General features: G+C 70.3%; 13 protein-coding genes and 1 pseudogene. 3 read left to right on the top strand and 11 right to left on the bottom strand.

All coding sequences use genetic code 11. The annotated features are described in order from the left end of the window. Positions 1 to 250: 250 nt before the first annotated feature. The 4 genes from sigM to H180DRAFT_RS04730 all read right to left on the bottom strand — a co-directional run bounded on the left by sigM (position 251) and on the right by H180DRAFT_RS04730 (position 8,209). Positions 251 to 1,048, bottom strand: a complete 798-nt coding sequence (sigM, locus tag H180DRAFT_RS04745; protein WP_254665877.1) for an RNA polymerase sigma factor SigM — start codon at positions 1,046 to 1,048, stop codon at positions 251 to 253. 59 nt (positions 1,049 to 1,107) lie between these two features. Then, positions 1,108 to 2,994, bottom strand: coding sequence for a protein kinase family protein (locus H180DRAFT_RS04740; protein WP_055484697.1), 1,887 nt, complete (start codon positions 2,992 to 2,994; stop codon positions 1,108 to 1,110). Between the two features lie 111 nt (positions 2,995 to 3,105). Continuing rightward, a complete protein-coding gene (murJ, locus tag H180DRAFT_RS04735) occupies positions 3,106 to 5,577 on the bottom strand; it encodes a murein biosynthesis integral membrane protein MurJ (RefSeq protein WP_055484696.1) in 2,472 nt (823 codons plus the stop codon). A 34-nt stretch (positions 5,578 to 5,611) separates the two neighbouring features. After that, positions 5,612 to 8,209: a DUF6049 family protein gene (locus tag H180DRAFT_RS04730; RefSeq protein WP_254665876.1), complete on the bottom strand. Its 2,598-nt coding sequence runs from the start codon at positions 8,207 to 8,209 to the stop codon at positions 5,612 to 5,614. A gap of 158 nt (positions 8,210 to 8,367) precedes the next feature. On the opposite strand from H180DRAFT_RS04730, the gene H180DRAFT_RS04725 reads away from it, so the two are divergent. Next, positions 8,368 to 9,888 (top strand): CCA tRNA nucleotidyltransferase, encoded by a 1,521-nt coding sequence (locus H180DRAFT_RS04725; RefSeq protein WP_055484695.1) that lies wholly within the window; start codon positions 8,368 to 8,370, stop codon positions 9,886 to 9,888. Here the strand turns inward: H180DRAFT_RS04725 and H180DRAFT_RS04720 are convergent. The 4 genes from H180DRAFT_RS04720 to H180DRAFT_RS29700 form a co-directional block, all read right to left on the bottom strand. Then, positions 9,871 to 11,238, bottom strand: coding sequence for an MFS transporter (locus H180DRAFT_RS04720; RefSeq protein WP_055484694.1), 1,368 nt, complete (start codon positions 11,236 to 11,238; stop codon positions 9,871 to 9,873). The two genes, H180DRAFT_RS04725 and H180DRAFT_RS04720, sit on opposite strands and share 18 nt — an antisense overlap. A 301-nt stretch (positions 11,239 to 11,539) precedes the next feature. After that, positions 11,540 to 13,051, bottom strand: a complete 1,512-nt coding sequence (locus H180DRAFT_RS04715) for a glycosyltransferase family 87 protein (RefSeq protein WP_055484693.1) — start codon at positions 13,049 to 13,051, stop codon at positions 11,540 to 11,542. Positions 13,052 to 13,162: 111 nt separating this feature from the next. Then, on the bottom strand, positions 13,163 to 15,820 hold the full coding sequence (locus H180DRAFT_RS04710) for a transglycosylase domain-containing protein (RefSeq protein ID WP_055484692.1): 2,658 nt from the start codon (positions 15,818 to 15,820) through the stop codon (positions 13,163 to 13,165). Between the two features lie 7 nt (positions 15,821 to 15,827). Further along, positions 15,828 to 15,977, bottom strand: coding sequence for a hypothetical protein (locus H180DRAFT_RS29700; RefSeq protein WP_159033559.1), 150 nt, complete (start codon positions 15,975 to 15,977; stop codon positions 15,828 to 15,830). A 213-nt stretch (positions 15,978 to 16,190) separates the two neighbouring features. Here H180DRAFT_RS29700 and H180DRAFT_RS04705 point away from each other — a divergent pair, with 213 nt between their 5' ends. Then, the gene (locus tag H180DRAFT_RS04705; RefSeq protein ID WP_055484691.1) at positions 16,191 to 16,892 is read left to right on the top strand and encodes a PadR family transcriptional regulator; all 702 of its coding nucleotides are present in this window, start codon (positions 16,191 to 16,193) and stop codon (positions 16,890 to 16,892) included. Between the two features lie 49 nt (positions 16,893 to 16,941). Next, positions 16,942 to 18,024 (top strand): inositol-3-phosphate synthase, encoded by a 1,083-nt coding sequence (locus H180DRAFT_RS04700; RefSeq protein ID WP_055484915.1) that lies wholly within the window; start codon positions 16,942 to 16,944, stop codon positions 18,022 to 18,024. 277 nt (positions 18,025 to 18,301) lie between these two features. Here H180DRAFT_RS04700 and H180DRAFT_RS04695 read toward each other — a convergent pair whose 3' ends face one another. From H180DRAFT_RS04695 to H180DRAFT_RS04685, 3 genes and pseudogenes are all read right to left on the bottom strand, one after another. After that, on the bottom strand, positions 18,302 to 19,333 hold the full coding sequence (locus tag H180DRAFT_RS04695; RefSeq protein ID WP_055484690.1) for an alanine racemase: 1,032 nt from the start codon (positions 19,331 to 19,333) through the stop codon (positions 18,302 to 18,304). Positions 19,334 to 19,411: 78 nt separating this feature from the next. Continuing rightward, complete coding sequence (locus H180DRAFT_RS04690) at positions 19,412 to 20,530, bottom strand: lipid II:glycine glycyltransferase FemX (RefSeq protein ID WP_055484689.1); 1,119 nt, start codon at positions 20,528 to 20,530, stop codon at positions 19,412 to 19,414. A 65-nt stretch (positions 20,531 to 20,595) separates the two neighbouring features. Then, positions 20,596 to 22,082 (bottom strand): annotated as a pseudogene (locus H180DRAFT_RS04685) (MFS transporter). Between the last annotated feature and the right edge of the window lie 129 nt (positions 22,083 to 22,211).

Here is a 22,211-nt window from a genome sequence, read left to right as displayed (position 1 = left end):
CCGGCGAGGGCCGCGTCGATGCGTCCTGCGACGTCCTCCGGCATGGGAGACGCATCCGGCAGCACGCCGAGCGAGTCACGGATCTCCTCGAGTGAGATCAGTACATCCGCACACAGACGGCAACCGGCCAGGTGGCCACGCAGTTCCGACGACCGGGCCGGAGACAGCAGGTCCTCGTTGAACGCAGAAATCTCGGCGACGTCCGGGTGGGCGTCGGTACTGCGCGAGCCGGACGTGAAAGGGGTGGATGTCATGTGTGCTCTCCTCCTCCCTTCACGGCTCCGGGTCGTTGCGTGACGCCTTCCGAGGGTGGGACGGATGGCTCGCGGGTCCGGTTCCTTCTCCCCTCCCGCTTCGGCTTGCCGCGCTCGGCGCCCTCCGGACGTAGATGGGTGATGAGGGGCAACAGCCGGGCCCGTCCGCGGGCACAGCGGCTCTTCACGGTGCCGACGGCGATGCCGAGGACCTCGGCGGCTTCGGCTACCGGATACCCCTGCATGTCCACGAGAACGAGAGCGGCGCGCTGTTCGGCAGGGAGCTGGGAGAGCGCTTCGACGAGCTGCCGGTTGAGGTCCTGTCGCTCGGCGGGCAGGGCCGCGGACTCGTGCGGTTCGAGGAGCAGGTCCAGGCGCTCGGTGTCGTCGGTGAGTTGAGTGCGGCGGGACGCGGCCTTGCGTGCCCGGTCCAGACAGGCGTTGACGGTGATGCGGTGCAGCCAGGTGGTGACGGCGGACTGGCCGCGGAAGGTGTGGGCTGCCCGGTAGGCAGAGATGAGGGCATCCTGCACGGCGTCGGCAGCCTCTTCCCGGTCGCCGAGGGTCCGGATCGCAACCGCCCAGAGGCGGTCGCGGTGACGGCGCACGAGCTCGCCGAAGGCTTCGGTGTCGCCGTCGACGTGCCGGGCGAGGAGTTCCTTGTCGTCCGGGCCGTCGGGGCCGCGGTCCTGCTCGGGTACGGGCGGCTGTCCACGTCTCTGGCGCGCGCCTGCCCCGCCTCGCCCATGTTTGGCGCGGCGGCGTATCCGCTTGCCACCGCTGTCTTCGCTCACCGTCGGACGCCTCCCGTCATCCTCGCCCGCCGGCCGTGTCGCGCGTCAGTGCCGAGGGATCAGCTCGATACCTGGATCTCTGTGATCCGGCCACGGTAGTTGCCGTCGTCCGAGAGCGGGAGCTTGGTGAGCCATACCAATACGTATTGAGTCCTGATGGGCTTCTTGGCCTTCAGGGTCAGATGCTCACCGGTTCCGCCGCTGACCTCGCTGAAGCCCGCGAGGGAGCCGGGCATCGTGGTGGTGCCCTTGGGCGCGGCGAGGAAGTGGGCCGTGGTGGCGCCCATGAAATCCACCTTGACCGAACTCACCTGCTGCGGTTTGCCGAGGTCGAGCACCAGCCCGACGCCCGGCTTGAGGTTTCCGAAGTCGGGGCGGCCGTAGTACTTCTGCGTCAGCCAGTATGTGCTGGGAGCACCATCGTGGGCGTCGGGAACTCTCGCGGGGTTCTCGCTGCCGTTGCCGCCGGGTGGCGGGTCGAAGTCCTTGGCGTCGACGATCTTCACCGGCTTGCCGGTGGAGCCCGTCTCGTCGTTGCCCTGCGTCTGCCCGACGCCCTGCTCGGGAGGGGCGTCACCCTTGAGAAGGGTGTCGGCGACCTGCCAGCTGCCCAGGCCGAGGGCCGCGATCAGCAGTGCGGAGACGCCCCACTTGAGGATCTTGCCGGTACGGCCCGGGAGGGCGAGCGGCGCCGCGGCGTCGGGAGGTGCCGCAGGGCCGCCCCTTCCGGCAGCCGGACGGGCGTGGACGCCCTGTCCGTACGCGCCCTGCTGGAAGCCGGGCCGCTGGTACGGGTGAGGGGAGCCGAAGCCGGTCTCCGGCGGAGGGATCCTCGGCAGGCCGGAGGCGGCCTTCGCCAGTTCCTCGGGGGTGGCGCAGGGCTGCTCCTGGCTGGAGGCGGTGGCGCCGTCGTTGACGAGGGCCCGCATCGCGAGCTGGGAGAGCCCGCGGTGCACACCGGCACGCACCTGGTCGGGCGCGACGAGGGTGCGCTTGGCGAGGGAGCCGACACCGGTCAGCCCGTACGCGTCCTCCTCGTACGGCCAGCGCTGGGTGAGCGCCGCGTAGAGCAGAGCTCCGATGCCCTCGGTGTCGGTGCGCTGAGGGGTTTCGCTGCTGATGCCGCGCAGTGCCGCGCTGACGGCCAGCCCGCGGATGCGGTACTGCCCGGAGCCGGTGCGCAGCACAGTGCCCGGTGTCAGCCGGAGGTGTGCGAGCCCTTCGCGGTGCGCGGCTGCCATCGCCTGGGAGAGCTGGGTGACGAGCTGATGGGCCTCGTGCGGTTCCAGGGCACCGGCGGCGAGGATGTCGCTGAGGGGAGTCGCGTCGGGAAGCCACTCGTGGACGACGTAGACGAGATCGTGGTCCTCCACGGCATCGAGGACCTGGACGAAACGGGGGTCGCCGAGCAGGGCCGAGGAGCGGGCGGCGGAGAGCACCGTGCGGGCCCGGGGGTGGCCCGAGGGGAGGATGTGGACGCCGACTGCCCGGCGCAGCTTCTCGTCGACGGCACGCCAGCTGCTGAATCCGTCCAGACGGGTGACGCACTCCTCCAGACGGTACCGGCGTGCGAGCTTGTGACCGCTGTGCAGCTCCGGAGGCGCGGGCGTCTCCGCCGTGCCGGGGGAGGCGGCTTCCGGGCCGTCGTCGAGGCCCTCCTCGGTGCCGGGCTGCTGCCCGCCGGGCCGGTCCTGCTGCTGCGCTCCTGCCGGCCCGGCGGCGTGACGGCCGCCCTGGCCGCCTTCTCCGTTCCCGCTGCCCGCGCTGTCGGCGTCCTGAGTGCTGTGGGGTGTGGCGTCCTGTCTGGTGTCCTCCGGGGGCCGGTCGCTGCCGCTCTTTCCGTCCATCGCGCTGTCGACGCTGGCCTTGTCCGACCGGGCGGCGAGTGTTCGCTCGTCACCGCTGTTCTCAGCCACGCCGACGGCGGCTGTGCTCCGTTCCGCCACCGTCGTTCCTGCCTCCCCAATTCATTGCAGCCACTCTGTGAAACGGCTCGACAATTGTGCCCACAGTCCGCCGCTATGCACGACACGCAGTGGCCGTGGATGGTTGTACGGTCAGCGCCCGAGTCGGGCACGCACCATACCGACCATGGCTGTCATCTCTTCGATCCGCATCCTCTTCGCGGCTAGGACGAAAACCGCGGCCAATGCGATCCCTCCGGCGGTCAGCGAGGCCAGGGAACCGAGCGTCCCGCTGCCGAGCGCGACGGTCACGCCGTAGACGGCGGCACCGGCGGCGGCAGTGGCCGGCACGGCGGCACCGGCGAGCCGGATGTACGTACGCAGCACGTGCGCGGTGTCCAGGTCGCCGCCCAGCCGCAGACGTAGGCGCCGCCACGCGATGCCGACGCCGACGGCGTAGGCGAGGCCGTAGGAGGCGGCCATGCCCACGACCGCCCAGCGGGCGGGCAGCAGCAGGAAGCATCCGGCCGAGGCCACCGCATTGGCGATGGCGACCACGACGGTGTTGAAGAACGGAGTACGGGTGTCCTCGTACGCGTAGAAGGCCCGCAGCACCACGTACTGCACGGAGAAGGGGATGAGCCCGACGCCGAACGCCATCAGCGCGTAACCCATGGAACGGGCCGCTTCGATGCCGGAGGGCCCGTAGATCAGGGTGCACATGGGGATGCCGAGGGCGAGGAAGCCGAAGGCGATGGGGACGATCGCGACCGCCGAGTTGCGCAGGCCCTGAGAGATGTCGTCGCGGACGGCGCCGGTGTCTCCGTCGCTGGCTGCGCGCGAGAGGCGAGGCAGCAGGGCGGCCATCACGGAGACGGTGATGATGGCCTGCGGCATGTTCCAGATCAGCTGGGCCTGCGAGTAGGCCGTCCAGCCCGCTCCGGCGTGGCCCTCCGCGGCGGCCGACTCCTGTGCCCACGTGGAGAGTTGAGTCACGACGAGGACGCCGGCCTGGTTGGCGAGGACGAAGAAGATCGTCCATTTGGCGAGCTTGGCGGCCTTGCCGAGGCCGTGGCCGCGCCAGTCGAAGCGGGGCCGGATGCGGAATCCGGAGGCCCGCAGGTACGGGATCATCGCGAGCGCCTGCACGACGAGCCCGAGCAGGGTGCCGATTCCCAGCAGCCGCACGCCCTCCGGCGGAATGCTGCTCACGGTCAGGCCGGAGTCGCCGGCGGTGCCGTAGACCCACAGGAACGCGCCGACGGTGGCCATGATGACGATGTTGTTCAGGACCGGGGTCCACATCATGGCGCCGAAACGGTTGCGGGCGTTGAGGATCTGACCCATCACCACATGGATGCCCATGAAGAAGATGGACGGCAGGCAGTAACGGACGAAGGTGACGGTGACCTCGTTCGCCTGGGGGTTCTCCGCAAGGCGAACGGACATGACCCGTACCAGCAGCGGAGCCGCGAAGACCGCGAGCACGGTCAGCGTGCCGAGGATGACGGTGACGAGGGTCAGCAGGCGGTTCGCGTACGCCTCACCGCCGTCGCCGTCCTCCTTCATGGCGCGCACGAGCTGCGGGACGAAGACGGAGTTGAGGCCGCCGCCGACGGTGAGGATGTAGAGCATCGTCGGCAGCGTGATGGCCAGTTGGTAGGTGTCGCCGAGCACGGCGGCGCCGATGGCGGCGACGACCATCGCCGAGCGGATGAAGCCCGTGAGGCGGGAGACCATCGTGCCGGCCGCCATGATCGCGCTGGAGCGCAGCAGCCCCGCGGCTCTGCCGCCGCCTCTGCCGCCTTCTGCGGTCGCCTCCTGGGCGGCGTCCTGGGGGGCTGCCGCCGGGGGCGCGTCCGGTTCCGGTGGTGGCGGCGTCGCTTCGGCGGGCGCGGCGTGAGAGGCCTCGAATCCGGGGCCCTGGCCCGGGCCCGCGGGCTCCTCGGCCGGGAGGGGACCGCTCCCGCCGGACGGGCTCCTCCCGGCGGACGGCCCCGAGGCGGACGTGTGCGGTGCATGCGGAGGCATGCTCCCGGAGCGCGGCTGCGGAGGCGACGCGGCTCCGTGCCCGGCGTGGCCGCGGCCCTGGTCGCGGAAGAGGTGGGCGAAGGCGTCCTCGGGATCCCGGCCTTCGGTGCTCACCTGGGGTGTCTCCGGCGCCTGCTTCTCCCGGGCCTGCTCCTCCCGGGCCGGTTCCGCAGACCGTGTGCAGGACGGGCCGGGGCGGTCCGCCCGCGGGGCGCCCTCGTCGTCCTCGGTGGCGCTGAGGAGCCCGTCCACCCCCGTGTAGCGCACGGATGCGGGGTCGTCGCCGTAGGGCAGCCGCCGGGAAGGGCCGTCCGGCTCGGGTGCGGGGGTGGGAGCCCAGCGCCGCGGGTCGGGCGCGTGGGGTCCGGGCTCGGGCTGTTCGTAGAGCGCCTGCGGGTCGGGGAGTGTGCCGGGCGGAGGCGGGGGATCAGCCGCGCGGTCGTCGAGGGCTTCGCTCACCGGGTCCTTTGCGGCCGGGTCGCGGTCCCCGTACGGGTCGCGCGCGTAGGCGTCCCGTACGTACGGGTCCTCCGGCGGCTGCGAGCCGTCACCGGCGGCCTGGCTGTCCCGGTCACCGTCGTGCGGCGGATTCATCGCTACCTACCCCTGCCCCTGCTCGCAAGCTGATTCAACGCTCCACTTTCTCACCCGTGCCGGGAACGGTTCCGCTTCCCTTACCGGTGTCGACCGGCGCGGCCGGAGGGTGCGCGCCGTTCGCTCCGCCGGTCCCGCCTGCTGGAGACGCCGGGGCCGCTTCGTCCGGTTCTCCGGGGCCGTCCGTTGTGGCCCGGGCGTCGGACGTGCCGGGGTCGCCGTGCTCCTCGGCGCCCGAGCCGGAGGTCGTGCGGGAGCCCGAGTCGGAGGCCGAGTCGGAGGCCGGGTCGGAACCCGAGCCGGACTCCGCACCGGCGTCCGGCCCCGGGGCGGGCGCGACCGCGTCCTCACCGTCGCCGTCCGGGCCGGAAGAGTCAGGTCCGGACGCGGCACCGCCGTTCCGCTTCCGCGTGGTGTACATCCGCACCCCGGCGAGCACGACGAGCAGCACACCGCCCGCGATCACGAGCAGCACCGTCGAGGTGATCGAAGTGACGTTCACCTGGAAGACCATGCTCTTCCCGTAGGGCTTGCCGTCCTTCGTGTACAGCTGGGCCTCCACGAAAGCCCGCCCGTTGGCCTTCGACGTCGTGGAGAACTTCACGGACTGGCTGTGCTCACCGTCGATCTTGACGGCCTGCGGCTCGCCGACGTCGAGTCCGATGCGGCGCCTGGACTTCAGGCGCAGCTCCAGGTCGTCGACCCCCTGCACCAGGTTGTTCTGCACCGTCACCGGGATCGTGGCACTGCGGCCGGAGAGGGTGATGGGCGACTTCTGGATCAGGTGGACCTCCTTGGTGAGCCCCACCAGGTAGTCCCGCACTCCGTCCCGGTAGTTCGCGGCCCCCTTCGGGTCCCCGCGCCAGGACGTCGACTCGCCCCGCTCCACCGCGCTGCCGAACGGGGTCACCACGCGGTCCTCACGGGTGAGGATCTTCTTGAAATCGCCCACGAGACGGCTGGTCTTCTGCATGTGCCGGTACGCGTCACCGGACAGCTCCTGCTTGCGGAGCGAGGCCGGGTACCGGCTGCCCGGGGGCACACGCCGGTTCGCCCCCGGGTCGGGCTTCGCCTTCGCCACCTCCGACAGGTCGCTGCCCTCGGCCCAGCGGCCGTCCTTCTGGAGGGAGCTGAGAGCCAGCGCCATCGCCTGCGCCTGGTCGGCGCTCGGCGTCCGCTGGGGCGCTACGAGGATGCTGCGCTTCTTGCCCGGCACCTGGGCGTTGAGGGCCTGGGTCTCACTGAGGAAGCGCTGCACCGCCTTGGACGTGGCACCGTGACGGGTCATGTCGCCCTCGAACGCCTTGGACAGGCGCGAGTCGGCGACCAGGGCGGTGTTGCCGCCTCCGATGGGACGGGCGGAGGTCGGCGTGTACGAAAGGGCGGTGTCGCGGAAGCTGTCGCTGCGTGCGATGACGGTGCGGGCTCCGGCGGACGTCGCCACGTCCACGATGCTCGGGTCGACGGCGCCTTCCACCGGCCAGGCGTACTCGGTGCTGGGCTTGGTGTGCAGGATCGACTCGACCGTGGGGATGGCCCGCTTGGTGGCGGAGTCCAGGTCGCCGAGCGCACCGGGGACGTTCCTGCCGCGGTGCGCGAGCGAGGCGAGATCCGGATCGGCGAAGGGCAGCGTCGCGACCTCCTCGCCCTTCACGGCGCCCTGCAGGTCCATGAGCCACTGCTTCGCGTACGCCTGGCCCTTGCCGGCGACCGTGCCGCCGCCCTTCTTCTGGACGCGGTACCTCTCGGTCATCGCGTTGACGGTGGCCAGCAGGTCGGGGTCGATCATCCACGTGATCGGCAGGTCCTTGCCGAGGTGGACCAGCTGCTGGAGCCGGCCGCCGGGGGCAAGTTCCTTGGCGAGGTCGTCGTTGCGGAAGACGGGGGTCTGCTCCTCGTCGGACTGCGTGCGTGCGGTCAGATGCGAAGAGGAGATCAGCGGCCAGAGGTAGGCGAGTTCGGTCTTGTTCTCCGAGTCGGAGGTCTGCCAGGGCAGGAAGCTCCGCTCGATGCCGAGGATCTGGTCGTAGGGACGCTCCCGGGTCTGCCCGGTCAGGGTGACGCCCAGCTGGTAGACGCCCGCCGATCGCATCTTGAGCGCGCTGACGGGCAGCTTGAGCGTGAAGGAGCGGCGGATGCCGGGGCGCATGCTGCCGATCTTGGTCGTCGCGCGTTTCCCTTCGACCTTCTTGCCGTCGGCGCCGGGCAGGTAGTCCTTGCGGGCGGCGTTCCGGTCGAGCGCACCGCGGCTGTTCTCACCCGGGCCGATGCGAAGGCCGATACTGCCGTCGGTGATGGGTGAGCGTCCCTTGTTGGTGACGGTTCCGGTGACGCTGAGCGTGTCGCCCTTCTGCGGCGTCGCGGGAGAGAGGGTGTTGATGGAGATGTCGGCGGTGCGGGAGCCGCTGCCGGTGCGGTCCGCGGCCGCCGTGTGTACCGCGGTCCGGGCCTGACTCCGAGCGGTGGACGAGCCTGCGGCGGCGGGCGTGCCGGCGGTTTCCGCGGCAGCGGCCGGGCCGGGCACCAGGCCGCCGATGAGGGGCCCCGTGGTCAGCAGGACGACGGCGGTACGTCGCAGCCACCGGCGGGCGGGAGCGGTCGGGGTGCCCTGGTTCTCAGCCGCCTCGGCCACGCGCTCGTCCGTCCTGTGTCGTCGTGGATGCGTCTCGTTGGTCTGATGGTAACGATGCCCCCGGAGGGCTCGCGTCGCGGTCCGCGTCACATGATCGCCCGCCGTTTGCAACCAGGGGCGGGGCAGTGCCTGGGGGTGGCAACGTACCCTGTCGTGTCGTGCCGAACGCCAATGATGACATCCAGCCGACACCGCCCGCCCCTCCCGCCAGGGAGCAGCTCAACGAAGCGCAGCGCCGTGCCGTGAGCGAGCTGCTGCGGGTCTCCCCCGTCGCCGACGACCTGGCCCGGCGCTTCCGGGACGCGGGTTTCCGGCTCGCGCTGGTCGGCGGCACGGTGCGGGACGCGCTCCTCGGGCGACTCGGCAACGATCTGGACTTCACCACCGACGCACGTCCCGAGGATGTGCTGCGCATCGTCCGGCCGTGGGCGGACGCCGTGTGGGAGGTCGGCATCGCCTTCGGCACGGTGGGCTGCCAGAAGAAGTCGAACGAGGACGGGGAGACGCGCACTTACCAGGTCGAGATCACCACTTACCGCTCGGAGGCCTACGACCGGACCTCGCGCAAGCCGGTGGTCTCCTACGGCGACTCGATCGAAGAGGACCTGGTCCGCCGTGACTTCACCGTGAACGCGATGGCCGTGGTGCTGCCGGAGAAGAGCTTCGTCGACCCCCACGGGGGGCTGGAGGATCTGGCGCGCCGTGTGCTGCGCACCCCGGCAGCCCCGGAGTCGTCGTTCTCCGACGACCCGCTGCGGATGATGCGTGCGGCACGCTTCGCGGCGCAGCTCGGCTTCACCGTGGCCGACGACGTGCTCGCGGCGATGAAGTCGATGGCGGAACGGCTCTCCATCGTCTCGGCGGAGCGGGTACGGGAGGAGTTGAACAAGCTTCTGCTCTCCAGCCGGCCGGTCGAGGGGATCCGGCTGCTGGTCGAGACGGGGCTTGCCGACCAGGCTGTGCCCGAGATTCCGGCGATGCGGCTGGAGCGGGACGAGCACCACCGTCACAAGGACGTCTACGAGCACTCGCTGACGGTCCTGGAGCAGGCCATCGACCTGGAGGAGAACGGTCCCGACCTGACGCTGCGGCTCGCGGCGCTGCTGCACGACATCGGCAAGCCGAGGACGCGGCGGTTCGAGCCCGACGGGCGGGTCTCCTTCCATCACCACGAAGTGGTGGGCGCCAAGATGAGCAAGAAGCGCTTGACCGCGCTCAAGTACCCCAACGAAATGATCAAGGACGTCTCGCGGCTCGTGGAGCTGCACCTGCGTTTCCACGGGTACGGAACGGGCGAGTGGACCGACTCCGCGGTGCGCCGCTACGTACGGGACGCGGGGCCTCTCCTCTCCCGGCTGCACAAGCTGACGCGTTCGGACTGCACAACCCGGAACAAGCGCAAGGCCGCGGCGCTCTCGCGTGCCTACGACAGCCTGGAGAAGCGGATCACGGAGTTGCAGGAGCAGGAGGAACTGGACGCCATCCGCCCCGACGTCGACGGAAACGAGATCATGTCCATCCTCGGCGTGGGGCCGGGACCGCTGGTCGGCAAGGCGTACAAGCACATGCTGGAACTGCGGCTCGAGCACGGGCCGATGGACCACGACGAGGCGGTCGCCGCCCTCAAGGAGTGGTGGTCCGAGCAGGGCCAGGACGCGGAGTCAGATCGCACCCGGTGACGAAGGGGGCTCCGCCGAGGACGAGGCGGAGGCCCGGATCGGCCGCGAGCGTTTCACGTGAAACATCAGCGCGGCGACCCCGGCGTACAGTACGGCGACCCCGATGACGAGTACGGCCGAGCGCCCGTCCGGCGGGAGTACCAGCGCGGCCACTCCGGCGGCACCGACGAAAGCGACGTTGAACAGCATGTCGTAGAGGGAGAACACCCGGCCGCGATAGGCGTCGTCCACCGTCGACTGCACGGCCGTGTCGGCGGTGATCTTCGAGGCCTGGGTGACCAGACCGAGTACGAATGCCAGCAACAGGATGGGCAGCGGCGCGAAGCTCAGTCCGAGTGCGGGCTCCAGTACGGCCGCAGCCGCGGCGCACACCGCCAGCCAGCCGAAGCGGCCGGACCGGGCGACGCCCCAGGGAGTGACGACGGCGGCGGCGAAGTAGCCGAGGCCCGACGCTGCCACCGCGAGCCCGAGCAGCTTGAGGCCGGCGCCCACATCCACCGCTTCGACCGCGTCCCCCACCTTTCCGTCAGTGCCCCACGCGTACCGGCACAGCATCAGCACCATCACGGTCAGCGCGCCGTAGCAGAATCGCATCAAGGTCATTGCGGTGAGCGCGTACGCGGCGGTGCGCCGTTCCCGGAGATGCCGCAGTCCGTCGACGAGACCGCGCGTGGTGGTGGCCAGCGTGGTCAGCAGCCGCAGCGGCACCCGGGCGGCGTCGGTGCCGGGGCCGAGACGGTCGCGGCCCAGCCGCAGCGCCGCGGCGCCGGCGAGGAGGTAGACCACGGCCCCGGCCAGGACCACCCAGGCGTTCGTTGCGCGACCGCCGTCGGGTGTGGCCAGCCTGATGGCGAAGGCGATGCCGCCTCCGGCCGTCGCGGCGAGCGTTCCGGCGGTAGGTGAGAGGGAGTTGGCCATGACGAGACGTTCCTCGTCCACGACGCGAGGCAAAGCCGCGGAGAGCCCGGCGAGGATGAAGCGGTTCACCGCGGTGACCGAGAGCGCCGACAGGTAGAACAGCCAAGCCGGGGTGGCGCCCAGCACCAGCGCCGCGGTACCGGCGGCGAGTACCGCCCGCAGAAGGTTTCCGTAGAGCAGGACCTGCCGCCTGCGCCACCGGTCCAGCAGGACGCCGGCGAACGGGCCGAGGAGCGAGTAGGGGAGCAGCAGAACGGCCATCGCCGAGGCGATGGCCGCAGGTGAGGTCTCGTTCTCGGGGGAGAAGACGACGTAGGCCGCGAGGGCGACCTGATATATGCCGTCGGCGAGTTGGGAGAGCAGACGCACCGCCAGGAGTCGCCGGAAGTCGGGGAAGTGCAGCAGGCTGCGCAGATCTCCGACGACACTCATGGCCCCAGCTTCACATACCCCGGGGCTCGGGCGCGTGCCGATCCGGAGGGTGCGGACTCGGTCCGGACTCGGTCCGCACTCGGGCCGGACTCGGACCCCGGGGCGCTGCCATGTTTCACGTGAAACACCGAGGGCGTACGTCCGGTGTGCCTGCGTCCCGGTGCGCCTGTGCCCCGGCTCGGCCGGCCTGCTTAGGCTCGGCCGGCCCCGCTCCAGCCGGACCCGAACCGTCCGGGCCCGACTGTCCGGACCCCGAACCGATCAGGCCCGCGCCCGGGGCCGATCGGCGTGGCCCCGGCCCTCAGCGGGGCGTGGTCGTGGCGCCCCAGCGCACTTGCGGGTCGTCGAACGGTACGGGCTTCGTCCGCGGTGCCCGGTGCCCTCCTCCGCCAAGCGTGAAGACGTCCGGAGCCCGGTCCAGTACCCCGCCGCCGGGGTCGTCCGAGCCGTCCCGTCGTACGACGTCCCGCTCCGGCGTCAGTACGTCCCGAATCACCACGGCGCACAGGTAGAGCGTGCCGAGCAGGTGAACGAGGATTACCAGCTGGTAACCCTCGGGGGGCAGGCCGTGGTGCTTGTCCCCGCTGCCCGTGTAGGCGAGGTAGAGCCAGATGCCGAGGAAGTACACCACCTCGCAGGCCTGCCAGATGAGGAAGTCCCGCCATTTGGGGCGGGCGAGGGCGGCGAGCGGGATCAGCCACACCACGTACTGCGGCGAATAGACCTTGTTCGTCAGGATGAAGAGCGCCACCACGAGCAGCGCCAGCTGCGCCAGACGCGGTCGGCGCGGCGACCGCAGGGCCAGGAGAGTGATGCCCGCGCAGCCGAGGGCCATCAGCGCCGTCGCGTAGAGGTTGGCGTCGGAGACCGGGTTGTCGGTCCGCTGGGAGATGATCAGCCAGATCGAGCCGAAGTCGACCGGGCGTTCCTGGCTGAAGCTGTAGAACTTCGACCAGCCCTGCGGCGCGAGCAGCATCACGGGGAGATTGACGCAGAGCCACGACGCCGCCGCGCCGCCGAGTGCCTTGGCGAACGCCCGCAGACGTCCCGCGCGCAAGCACAGCACCAGCAACGGGCCCAGCAGCAGCACCGGATAGAGCTTGGCGGCCGTCGCCAGACCGATCAGCACGCCCGCGGCGAGCGGGCGGCTGCGGGACCACATCAGCATCGCCGCGGCGGTGAGAGCCACGGCCAGCAGGTCCCAGTTGATGGTGGCGGTCAGTGCGAGACCGGGCGCGAGGGCGACGTGCAGGCCGTCCCAGGGGCGGCCGCGGTGGGTGCGGGTCGCACAGACGAAGAGCACCGCTGCGCAGACCATCAGCATGCCGCCGTTGACCATCCAGTAGAGCTGCTCGCGGTGCTGGAGATCGCCGCCTCCCGGAGTCAGCCACGAGGCGACCTCCATGAACACGCCCGTCAGCACCGGGTATTCGAGGTAGGCCATGCCGCCGGAGATGCGGTCGGGGATGCGGTCGAAGTACGGGACGAGCCCGTCGGCGAAGCCGCGGCCGGCGAAGAGGTGCGGGATATCGGAATAGCACGCGTGTACGTATTGACTGGTCTGGCCGGAGAACCAGGCACCGTTGAAGCAGGGCGCCTTCTGCACCATGCCCAGCACGAACATGCCCAGCCCCAGCAGCGCCACCACACGTACCGGCGTCCACCAGCCGCCCGCGTCCGATGCGACCCGGCGGCCGACCGGGCCCCCGATGAGCTCGCTGCCGGCGGCGGCGACCTCGTCCTGTTCCGTCGGGTGGACACGGGCGGGGGCGGCGTTCCGGTCGGGACGGTCCGAGAGGTGGGCGCGGGTCATGGGGCACATCCTGCCGTACGGCCGCAGACGCAAGCAGCCCCGTCACGGAGACCCGTGACGGGGCTGCCAAGTCCCGCTGTGCTGCGGGCGGGAAGCGGGGCCTTGCGGTCCCTAATCCCTTTCCCGGCCTCCTGTCGGTCCGCCGAACAGGCCGCCGTCGTTTCCGCCGGTGTCCCCTCCGGTGTCACCGCCGGTGGCGCCGCCGTCCTGGCCCGAGTCGGTTCCGCCGTCCTGGCCCTGGTCGTTACCGCCGTCCTGGCCCTGGTCGTTACCGCCGTCCTGACCCTGGTTGTTGCAGAAGAGGCCGTTGCAGCTTTCCGTCGGTGAGGGCGACTGCGAGGGCGACTGCGACTGCGACGGGTCGTCCGACGGCACGTCGCTCGGGGTCGGCGTCGGGGACGGGCTCGCCCCCACTCCGAAGACGCGGTCACCGATCGGCTCGGGCGTCGGGAACGGCTTGGCGTACGTGCCCTTCAGAGCGCCCGTCATGTACTTCGTCCAGATCTCCGCGGGGAAGGACGCACCGTGGATCGACTCCTGGCCGCCCACCCCGTACATCTTCTGGAACCTCTGCACCTTCGCCTTGTCGTTGACCCGCCACATGCCGATCGACGTCGACAGCTGCGGCGTGTAACCGGTGAACCAGGCCGACTTGTTGTCGTCCGTGGTACCCGTCTTGCCCGCCGCCGGGCGGCCCAGCGCCTTCGCCGCCGTGCCGGTGCCGTCCTGGACGACCGTCTCCAGCACGTTGGTGATGTTGTCGGCGACGCGGGCCTCGAACTTGCTCTTGACGTTCTTCTGGTGCGTGTAGATGTTCACGCCGTCCTCCTCCACACGTGTGACGGAGTACGGCTCGGCCTCGTTGCCGCTGCTGGCGAAGGTTCCGTAGGCGTTGGCCATACGGATGGCGCTGGGCGCCGAAGTGCCCAGCGACAGCGTCGGAGTGCTCCGGGCGAGGCTGTCCTCGTTGAGGCCGGCGTCGATCGCCGCCTGCCGCACCTTGTCGATGCCGACGTCCATGCCCAGCTGGATGAAGGGAGTGTTGACCGAGTACTGCATGGCCTCGCGCAACGTGACCTTGCCCCGGTCCTCGTTGCCGTCGTTGCGCTGACGCCACTCCTTGCCCTTCTCGTTCCTCCAGATCGTCCGGTCGTAGTTGCGCAGTTTGATCCGGTTGTCGCCGTCGTAGACGCTCTTCGGCGAGACCGGCGTGCGGGCGTCCGCACCCTGAACCTCCGGACCCTGGGGGTCACGGACGCCGTCGCGCATCGCGGCGGCCAGTACGAACGGCTTGAACGTGGAGCCGACCTGGACGCCGGTGTAGTCGGCGTTGTTGGTGAAGTGCGTGGTGGCGTCCTCGCCGCCGTACATCGCGACGATCGCCCCGTCGTTCGGCTTCACCGAAGCACCGCCGAACTGCACGTACTTGTCGACCTTGCGCTTCTCCGGGTCGATGTTCGCCTTGCGCACCCGCTCGACCGCGGCCTCCATCTCCTCCATCTTCTTCTTGTCGAAGGTGGTGTGGATACGCAGGCCGCCCTTCTTGAGCCTGCGGTCCGAGATGTTGGTGTTGGCCGTGATGTAGTTGTTGACCGTCTCGACCATGTAGCCCTTCTGGCCCTTGAGTTCGGTCGACTTCCTCGGCTGCTTCGGCATGGGGAACTTCTGGTACTTCGCCCGGTTCTCCGCAGACAGCCTCTTCGTCTTGACCATCCGGTCCAGCGTCCACGACCAGCGGTCCTGGGCCCGCTTGAGGTTCTTCTCCTGCGTCGCCGCGGAGCCGATGCCGCCGGCCGGGTCGTAGAGGTTGGGGCCGTTGAGCGTCGCCGAGAGGAACGCGCACTCGCTGGCGGTCAGGTTCTTGGCGTCCTTGCGGTAGTACGCCTGCGCCGCGGCCTGGATGCCGTAGGCGCCGCGTCCGTAGTAGCCGGTGTTCAGGTAGCCCTCGAGGATCTTCCGCTTCTCCACCGTCGCGCCGACCTTGATGGAGATGAACAGCTCCTTGGCCTTACGCGTCAGAGTCTGGGACTGGTCGAGGTAGGCGTTCTTCACGTACTGCTGCGTGATCGTCGAACCCGACTGCGTCTCACCGCCGAGCGCCATCCTGCCGATGGCGCGGACGATGCCGATCGGGTCGATGCCCGGGTCCTGGTAGAAGGACTCGTTCTCGGCCGCGATCACCGCGTTCTGCATCGGCGAGGGGATCTGCGCCAGCGGCACGATCTGCCGGTTCTGCTCGCCGCCGCCCGCGACGACCATCTGCTTGCCGTTGGCCCAGTAGTAGACGTTCTTCTGCTGCTTGGTCGCCTCGTTGACGCTCGGCGTGCCCACCATCGCCAGAGCGATGCCGGAGAGGCCGATGATCAGGCCGAGGAACCCGGCGAAGGAACCCAGCATGAGCTTCCAGGACGGCACCCAGCGGCGCACGCCTGTCTTGTTCCACCGCGGGTAGTCCACGAACCGCTTCTTCGGCGGTGGTTGGAAACGACCGCGGGCCCTGCCGTACGCGCCGGCTGCGCGCGCGCGGCCGCCTCCGCCGAGACCGCCCGCCGCCATCCCGGCGCCGGCAGCGGCGCCCGCTCCGGCCGCGCGCCGGCGACCGCCGCCCCCTCCGCGCGGTGCCCCTCTCCGGGCTTCGGCGCGACCGCCGTAAGGGCTTCCGCCCGACCTGGGCGGCGGCGTGGAACGGCGGCCGGTGCCGGATGGCGGCTGCGGCTGCGCTGCGCGCCGGCCGCGCCCCTGTGGCGGCTTTCGACGGTGCTCGCTCATGGAACAGCTACTCCTCGGGCAGGCGCTCGCGCCTGAAGGTGGCAGTTGACGTCTGGTCCCCCCGAGTGCGGCCCGCGGACACCCGGTCCGCCGGTCGCACTGCACCCAGGACGATGACGCGATCGAGCGTCTTCTGGTTCCCGGTGGTGGTCTGCACGCGCACAGACTACGCAGATCCAAAACGCCCTTTACCGAGCATTCATCTCAATCGAGGCAAGTTGCTTTCAACTAATCAGGGATGTGAGTCCCTTCACCTGAGGCCCACTTGTCGGCCGGAAGCCAGCGCTCTATCGTGCTGATGTATCGACTCGATACATCAGCACGACACAAGTCCACGATCGGCGCGAGGGGTTGAGGGGGGCGGTGCAGCATGAGCCGGCGCTCGGGGATCCTTGAGTTCGCTGTACTGGGCCTGCTTCGCGAATCGCCCATGCACGGCTACGAGCTGCGAAAACGGCTCAACACCTCACTTGGTGTCTTCCGCGCCTTCAGCTACGGGTCGCTGTACCCGTGCCTCAAGACCCTGTTGCAGCGCGGATGGTTGAGCGAGGAGCACGAACCGTCCACCCCGCCGCCGGAGAGCGAACGCACGGATCGGGAAGCGCGCTCGGCGTCGCTCACCGGACGACGGGCAAAAATCGTCTACAGACTCACCGCGGCCGGAAAAGAACACTTCGAGGAGCTTCTTTCACAGACCGGACCGGACGCGTGGGAAGACGAACACTTCGGTGTCCGTTTCGCCTTTTTCGGGCAGACCTCGCGGGACGTGCGGATGCGCGTGCTCGAAGGGCGCCGCAGCCGCCTGGAGGAACGCCTCGCGAAGATGCGCGCGTCGCTCGCCCGCACACGCGAACGGCTGGACGCCTACACCCTCGAACTGCAGCGCCACGGAATGGAATCCGTGGAGCGCGAAGTCCGCTGGCTCACCGAGCTGATCGAGAGCGAGCGGACCGGGCGCGACAGGGAGTCGGGAAGCGATCCCGAACTTCCCCCGCGCCGGCAAGGAGACGCGGGAAGCGGGCGCCGGCCCGGGGATGGAACCCCGCCGGATCCGTCCGTGGACACCGCATGAGACCTCGTACGAACGCGGTCTCACCGACCAGACACAGGGAGCAACCGGAATGGGTTCGGTTCGTGTAGCCATCGCAGGCGTGGGCAACTGCGCCGCCTCGCTGGTGCAGGGCGTCGAGTACTACAAGGACGCCGACCCGGGCACCAAGGTGCCGGGCCTGATGCACGTCCAGTTCGGCGAATACCACGTGCGCGACGTGGAGTTCGTCGCGGCCTTCGACGTCGACGGGAAGAAGGTCGGCCTCGACCTGTCCGACGCTATCGGCGCGAGCGAGAACAACACCATCAAGCTCTGCGACGTCCCGCCCTCCGGCGTGACGGTGCAGCGCGGGCACACGCTGGACGGGCTCGGCAGGTACTACCGGGAGACCATCGAGGAGTCCGACGCGGAGCCGGCGGACGTCGTGCGTGCGCTGCGGGACGCCGAGGCCGACGTGCTGGTCTGCTACCTGCCCGTGGGGTCCCAGACCGCCGTGGAGTTCTACGCTCAGTGCGCCGTCGACGCGGGCGTGGCCTTCGTCAACGCGCTGCCCGTCTTCATCGCAGGCACCAAGGAGTGGGCGGAGAAGTTCACCGAGGCAGGCGTGCCGATCGTCGGTGACGACATCAAGTCCCAGGTGGGCGCGACCATCACGCACCGCGTCATGGCGAAGCTCTTCGAGGACCGCGGCGTCGTCCTCGACCGCACCATGCAGCTGAACGTCGGCGGCAACATGGACTTCAAGAACATGCTGGAGCGCGACCGGCTGGAGTCGAAGAAGATCTCCAAGACCCAGGCCGTGACGTCCCAGATCCGCGACCGCGAACTGGGCGAGGGCAATGTCCACATCGGCCCGTCCGACTACGTGGCCTGGCTGGACGACCGCAAGTGGGCCTACGTACGGCTGGAGGGACGGGCGTTCGGCGACGTGCCGCTGAACCTGGAGTACAAGCTGGAGGTCTGGGACTCGCCCAACTCCGCCGGCGTCATCATCGACGCGCTGCGCGCGGCGAAGATCGCGAAGGACCGCGGCATCGGCGGGCCGATCCTCTCGGCCTCCTCGTACTTCATGAAGTCCCCGCCGGTGCAGTACTACGACGACGAGGCGCGGGAGCTGGTGCAGGCGTTCATCGAGGGGAAGGCGGAGCGCTAGGGACACCAGGGACACCGCCCAGGGGCTCTGCGGCAGCCGGTGGCGTCCAGGGGGCGCTTCGGCCGCGCCCCCGGTCCGCCGCAGCCGTGTCCGGCGGACCGGGGCGCCGCCGCGTCAAAGGGGCGGGACCTGATCCGCCGGACGCTCCCGGAGACCCGGGCGGGCCGGCGCGACCCGGGCCCGCGAGGTCTCCGCTCGACCGCGGAGACCTCAGCCGCAGGGCGCGAGGCCGCGCCACCCGGTCACCGGGCGCGGCGCCGAACCTGTGCGTGCCGCCTCAGCGGTCGACGGTGCGGTCCACCATCGTCGTCGTGTGACGAAGCTGGGCCGTCAGCTCCTCACCGACCTTGGGCTCCCCGGCCTCGGCCGGTACGAACAGGATCGACATCTGCATGTGCGGCGGCTCCGCGAACCACCGCTGCTTGCCGTCCCACAGGAACGGCGAGAGATTCCGGTTCACCGTCGCAAGTCCCGCGCGGGCCACGCCCTTCGCCCGCGACGTCATCCCCTGCAGCGCCTTCGGCGACTCCAGTCCCACACCGTGCGACGTGCCGCCGGCCACGACCACGAGCCACCCGTCGCCCGGAGCCTTCTGCTGCCGGTAGCCGAACCGGTCGCCCTTGGCGACGCGAGTGACGTCCAGGATCGAACCCCGGTACTCCGTGGCCGTGTGGTCCCCCAGCCACAGCCGCGTACCGATGCGCGCCCTGAAGCGCGTGCGGGGGAACTGCTGCTGGAGCCGCGCGAACTCGTCCGGCCCCAGGTGCGAGACGAACATCGTCTCCAGCGGCAGCCTGGCCGCACGCAACCGGTCCATCCAGCCGATGACTTCCTCCACCGCGTCCGAACCGTCCGTACGGTCCAGAGGCAGGTGGATCGCGAAGCCCTCCAGCCGCACCTCGTCGATCGCGGCGTGCAGTTTCGGCAGGTCCTCCTCGGTGACGCCGTGCCGCTTCATGCTGCTCATCACCTCGATGACAACCCGTGCGCCGCGCATCAGGCCGACCCCCTCCACCGAGGAGACCGAGCGGATCGCGCGGTCGGGCAGCGGCACCGGTTCCTCGTCCTTGCGGAAGGGGGTGAGCACCAGCAGGTCACCGCCGAAGAAGTCCTTCATGCGGGCGGCCTCGTAGGTCGTGCCGACAGCCAGGATGTCGCTGCCGAAACGCGTGGCCTCGTCGGCCAGTCGCTCATGACCGAAGCCGTAGCCATTGCCCTTGCAGACCGGAACGAGGCCCGGGTACTGCTGGATCACCGACTGCTGGTGCGCCCGCCAGCGATCGGTGTCGACGTACAGGGTGAGCGCCATGGCCGGTTGGGAACCTTTCTTCCGTCTCTCGTCTCGGTCTGATCGCGACCTCGCCTGCAGCGCGCCCCCCGGGCGCCGTCAGCGTCGCGACATGTAGATGTCGAGGGCCTTGTGCAGCAGCTTATTGAGTGGGAAGTCCCACTCGCCGAGATACTCCGCGGCCTCTCCCCCTGTGCCCACCTTGAACTGGATCAGACCGAAGAGATGGTCGGTCTCGTCCAGCGAATCGCTGATACCGCGAAGGTCGTAGACGCTCGCGCCCAGCGCGTACGCATCCTGAAGCATCCGCCACTGCATCGCGTTCGAAGGCCTCACCTCACGCTTGTGGTTGGCGGAGGCACCGTACGAGTACCACACATGGCCGCCCACGATCAGCATGGTGGCGGCAGCGATCCGCTCACCCTCGTGTTCGGCGAAGTACAGCCGCATGCGGTTCGGGTCCTCGGCGTTGAGGACTTTCCACATCCGCTCGAAGTAAGCCTTGGGCCGTGGACGGAACTTGTCGCGCTCCGCGGTGATCTCGTAGAGCCGCTGCCAGTCGTCGAGGTCCTCCACCCCGCCCTGCACAACTTCGACGCCGGCCTTGTCGGCCTTCTTGATGTTGCGCCGCCACAGCTGGTTGAAGCCCTTGTGCACCTCTTCCAACGACCGCCCCTCAAGGGGGACCTGGAAGACGTAACGCGGCTGTACGTCACCGAATCCGGCGCCGCCGTCCTCGCCCTGCTGCCAGCCCATCCGGCGCAGCCTGTCGGCGACCTCGAAGGCGTGAGGCTCGATCTGCGTCGCCTTCACATCCCGCAGCCGCTTCACGTCCGGGTCCTGGATGCCGCGCTTGATCGCGGAGGCGTCCCACCGCCGGATCACCACCGGCGGGCCCATCTTCACCGAGAAGGCGCCCTGCTGCTTGAGATGGGCCAGCATCGGCCGCATCCACTCCTCCAGCTGCGGCGAGAACCAGTCGATGACCGGGCCCTCCGGCAGGTACGCGAGATACCGCTTGACCTTCGGCAGCTGCCGGTAGAGCACGAGGCCCACGCCGACGAGCTCCCCGTCACCGTCGAACCAGCCCAGGTTCTCCGAGCGCCACTCGCCCTTCACGTCGGCCCAGGCGGGCACCTGGCAGTGACTGGCCGAGGGCAGTCCGCGGATGTACGCCAGATGCTGCTCACGGCTGATGGTCCTCAGGGTCAGGCTCATTGCGGGACGCTCCTCCGGCGCAGGTGGGTGACTCGCCGGGAAGCCTACTGTGCGTCCGGGCCGCGTCACGTCCCGCCGCCGGGCTTCCCGGGCTCGGCCGCGGGAGGCGGCGCCGACAGCGAACACGACCTGCACACCGCGTCCACAGTCTCCTGCGCGGGCACGGCGGGCCGTACGAAGACCCAGGCTGTAACGGCCGCGGCCGCGAGCAGCCCCGCGCAGGTGATCATCGCGCCGTGGAAGGCGGCGTCGACGTCGGCGGGCGAGCGGTACTCGTCGCCGGACAGGCCGACGACGGCGGGAACGGCCGCCACGGAGATCAGGCCGCCCGTGCGCGCGGCCGCATTGTTGATGCCGCTCGCGGTCCCCGACCTCCCCACGTCCACCGACTCCAGCACGGTCGCCGTGAGCGGGGCGACGAGCAGCGTCATGCCGGCCCCCAGCGCGGTCCCGGCCGGCAGCACGTCGGCGAAGTACGAGGCGTCCGGTCCGATGCGGAGCATCAGCAGAACGCCGGCGCAGGCCAGCACGGGCCCCGCCGTGAGCGGCACATGGGGCCCGATGCGCTTGCCCAGGCGCGCGGCCCGGCTGGAGAAGGCCAGCATCAGCAGCGTCAGCGGCAGCAGCGCGAGCCCGGCCAGCAGCGGCGGGAACCCGGCGGTGGTCTGGAGCTGGAGCACGAGGAAGAACGACACGGCTCCCAGCGCCCCGTAGATCAGCAGGTCACGACATTCGTGTACGTGAACAAGCGGACCGAGAAGAGCCCGAGCGGCACCATAGGACGCGGCGAGCGGGCCTCCGTCACGATGAACGCCGCTCCGAGCAGGACGGCCGCCGCGCCCGCAACGACCGACTGGAAGGGGTGCGTGGAGGCGACCGTCAGCGCGTACGTCAGCGAGCACAGCGCCAGCGCGGCGAGCACGGCCCCGGGGATGTCGAAGCGCCCGCCGGCGCCCTCGTCCCGTGTCTCCGGTACGTGGCGCACGGCGACGGCCGCGGTCAGGACGGCGAGCGGCAGGTTGATCAGGAACACCCAGCGCCAGCCCGGCCCGCCTGCCAGCCAGCCGCCCAGCAGCGGCCCCACCGCTCCTGCCACCCCGCCCAGCCCGGCCCACATCCCCACCGCGGCGGCACGGTCCCGGGGGCGGAAGACGGCCTGAATGATCGCGAGCGACCCCGGTGTCAGCAGCGCGCCCCCCACCCCCTGCAGCCCTCGCGCGGCGACCAGCATGGGCGCGTTCGGAGCGAGCCCGCACATGGCGGAGGAGACGGCGAACCACAGCACGCCGACGACGAAGATCTTCCGGCGCCCGTACCGGTCCCCGAGGGAGCCGCCCAGCAGGATCAGCCCGGAGAGCGTCAGGAGGTAGGCGTTGACGGCCCACTGGAGCCCGGCGAGGCTCGCGCCCAGGTCCTCGCCGATGCGCGGCAGGGCCACGTTCACAGCCGTGCCGTCCAGCAGCACCATGCTCGAGCCCAGGACCGTGGCGAAGAGCACCCAGCGGCCGGTGGCGCCGGACATGGTCGCCTCGCCCGCGCGCGCAGATGTCATGGCGTCCATCCTGCTGCCCGTACCCGGCACCGGTGCCGCTCCACGCGCGCGGGGCTCGCCGTCGCCCCCCGCCGGGCCCGCTGCTCGCGGCCGTGCGGCGGCCCTCGGCGCGCACATGCCGGACACCGC

The sequence above is a fragment of the Streptomyces sp. WMMB 322 genome (genome assembly GCF_900090145.1).
In the GTDB taxonomy this organism is placed as follows: Bacteria; Actinomycetota; Actinomycetes; order Streptomycetales; family Streptomycetaceae; genus Streptomyces.
This window is presented reverse-complemented; position numbering and strand designations above follow the sequence as displayed.

Bases quoted from the DNA above. Each gene is read 5' to 3' on its own strand.
- murJ (WP_055484696.1), bottom strand. From the start codon at position 5,577: ATGAATCCGCCGCACGACGGTGACCGGGACAGCCAGGCCGCCGGTGAC.
- H180DRAFT_RS04720 (WP_055484694.1), bottom strand. From the start codon at position 11,238: ATGAGTGTCGTCGGAGATCTGCGCAGCCTGCTGCACTTCCCCGACTTC.
- H180DRAFT_RS04715 (WP_055484693.1), bottom strand. From the start codon at position 13,051: ATGACCCGCGCCCACCTCTCGGACCGTCCCGACCGGAACGCCGCCCCC.
- H180DRAFT_RS04710 (WP_055484692.1), bottom strand. From the start codon at position 15,820: ATGAGCGAGCACCGTCGAAAGCCGCCACAGGGGCGCGGCCGGCGCGCA.
- H180DRAFT_RS04705 (WP_055484691.1), top strand. From the start codon at position 16,191: ATGAGCCGGCGCTCGGGGATCCTTGAGTTCGCTGTACTGGGCCTGCTT.
- H180DRAFT_RS04700 (WP_055484915.1), top strand. From the start codon at position 16,942: ATGGGTTCGGTTCGTGTAGCCATCGCAGGCGTGGGCAACTGCGCCGCC.
- H180DRAFT_RS04695 (WP_055484690.1), bottom strand. From the start codon at position 19,333: ATGGCGCTCACCCTGTACGTCGACACCGATCGCTGGCGGGCGCACCAG.
- H180DRAFT_RS04690 (WP_055484689.1), bottom strand. From the start codon at position 20,530: ATGAGCCTGACCCTGAGGACCATCAGCCGTGAGCAGCATCTGGCGTAC.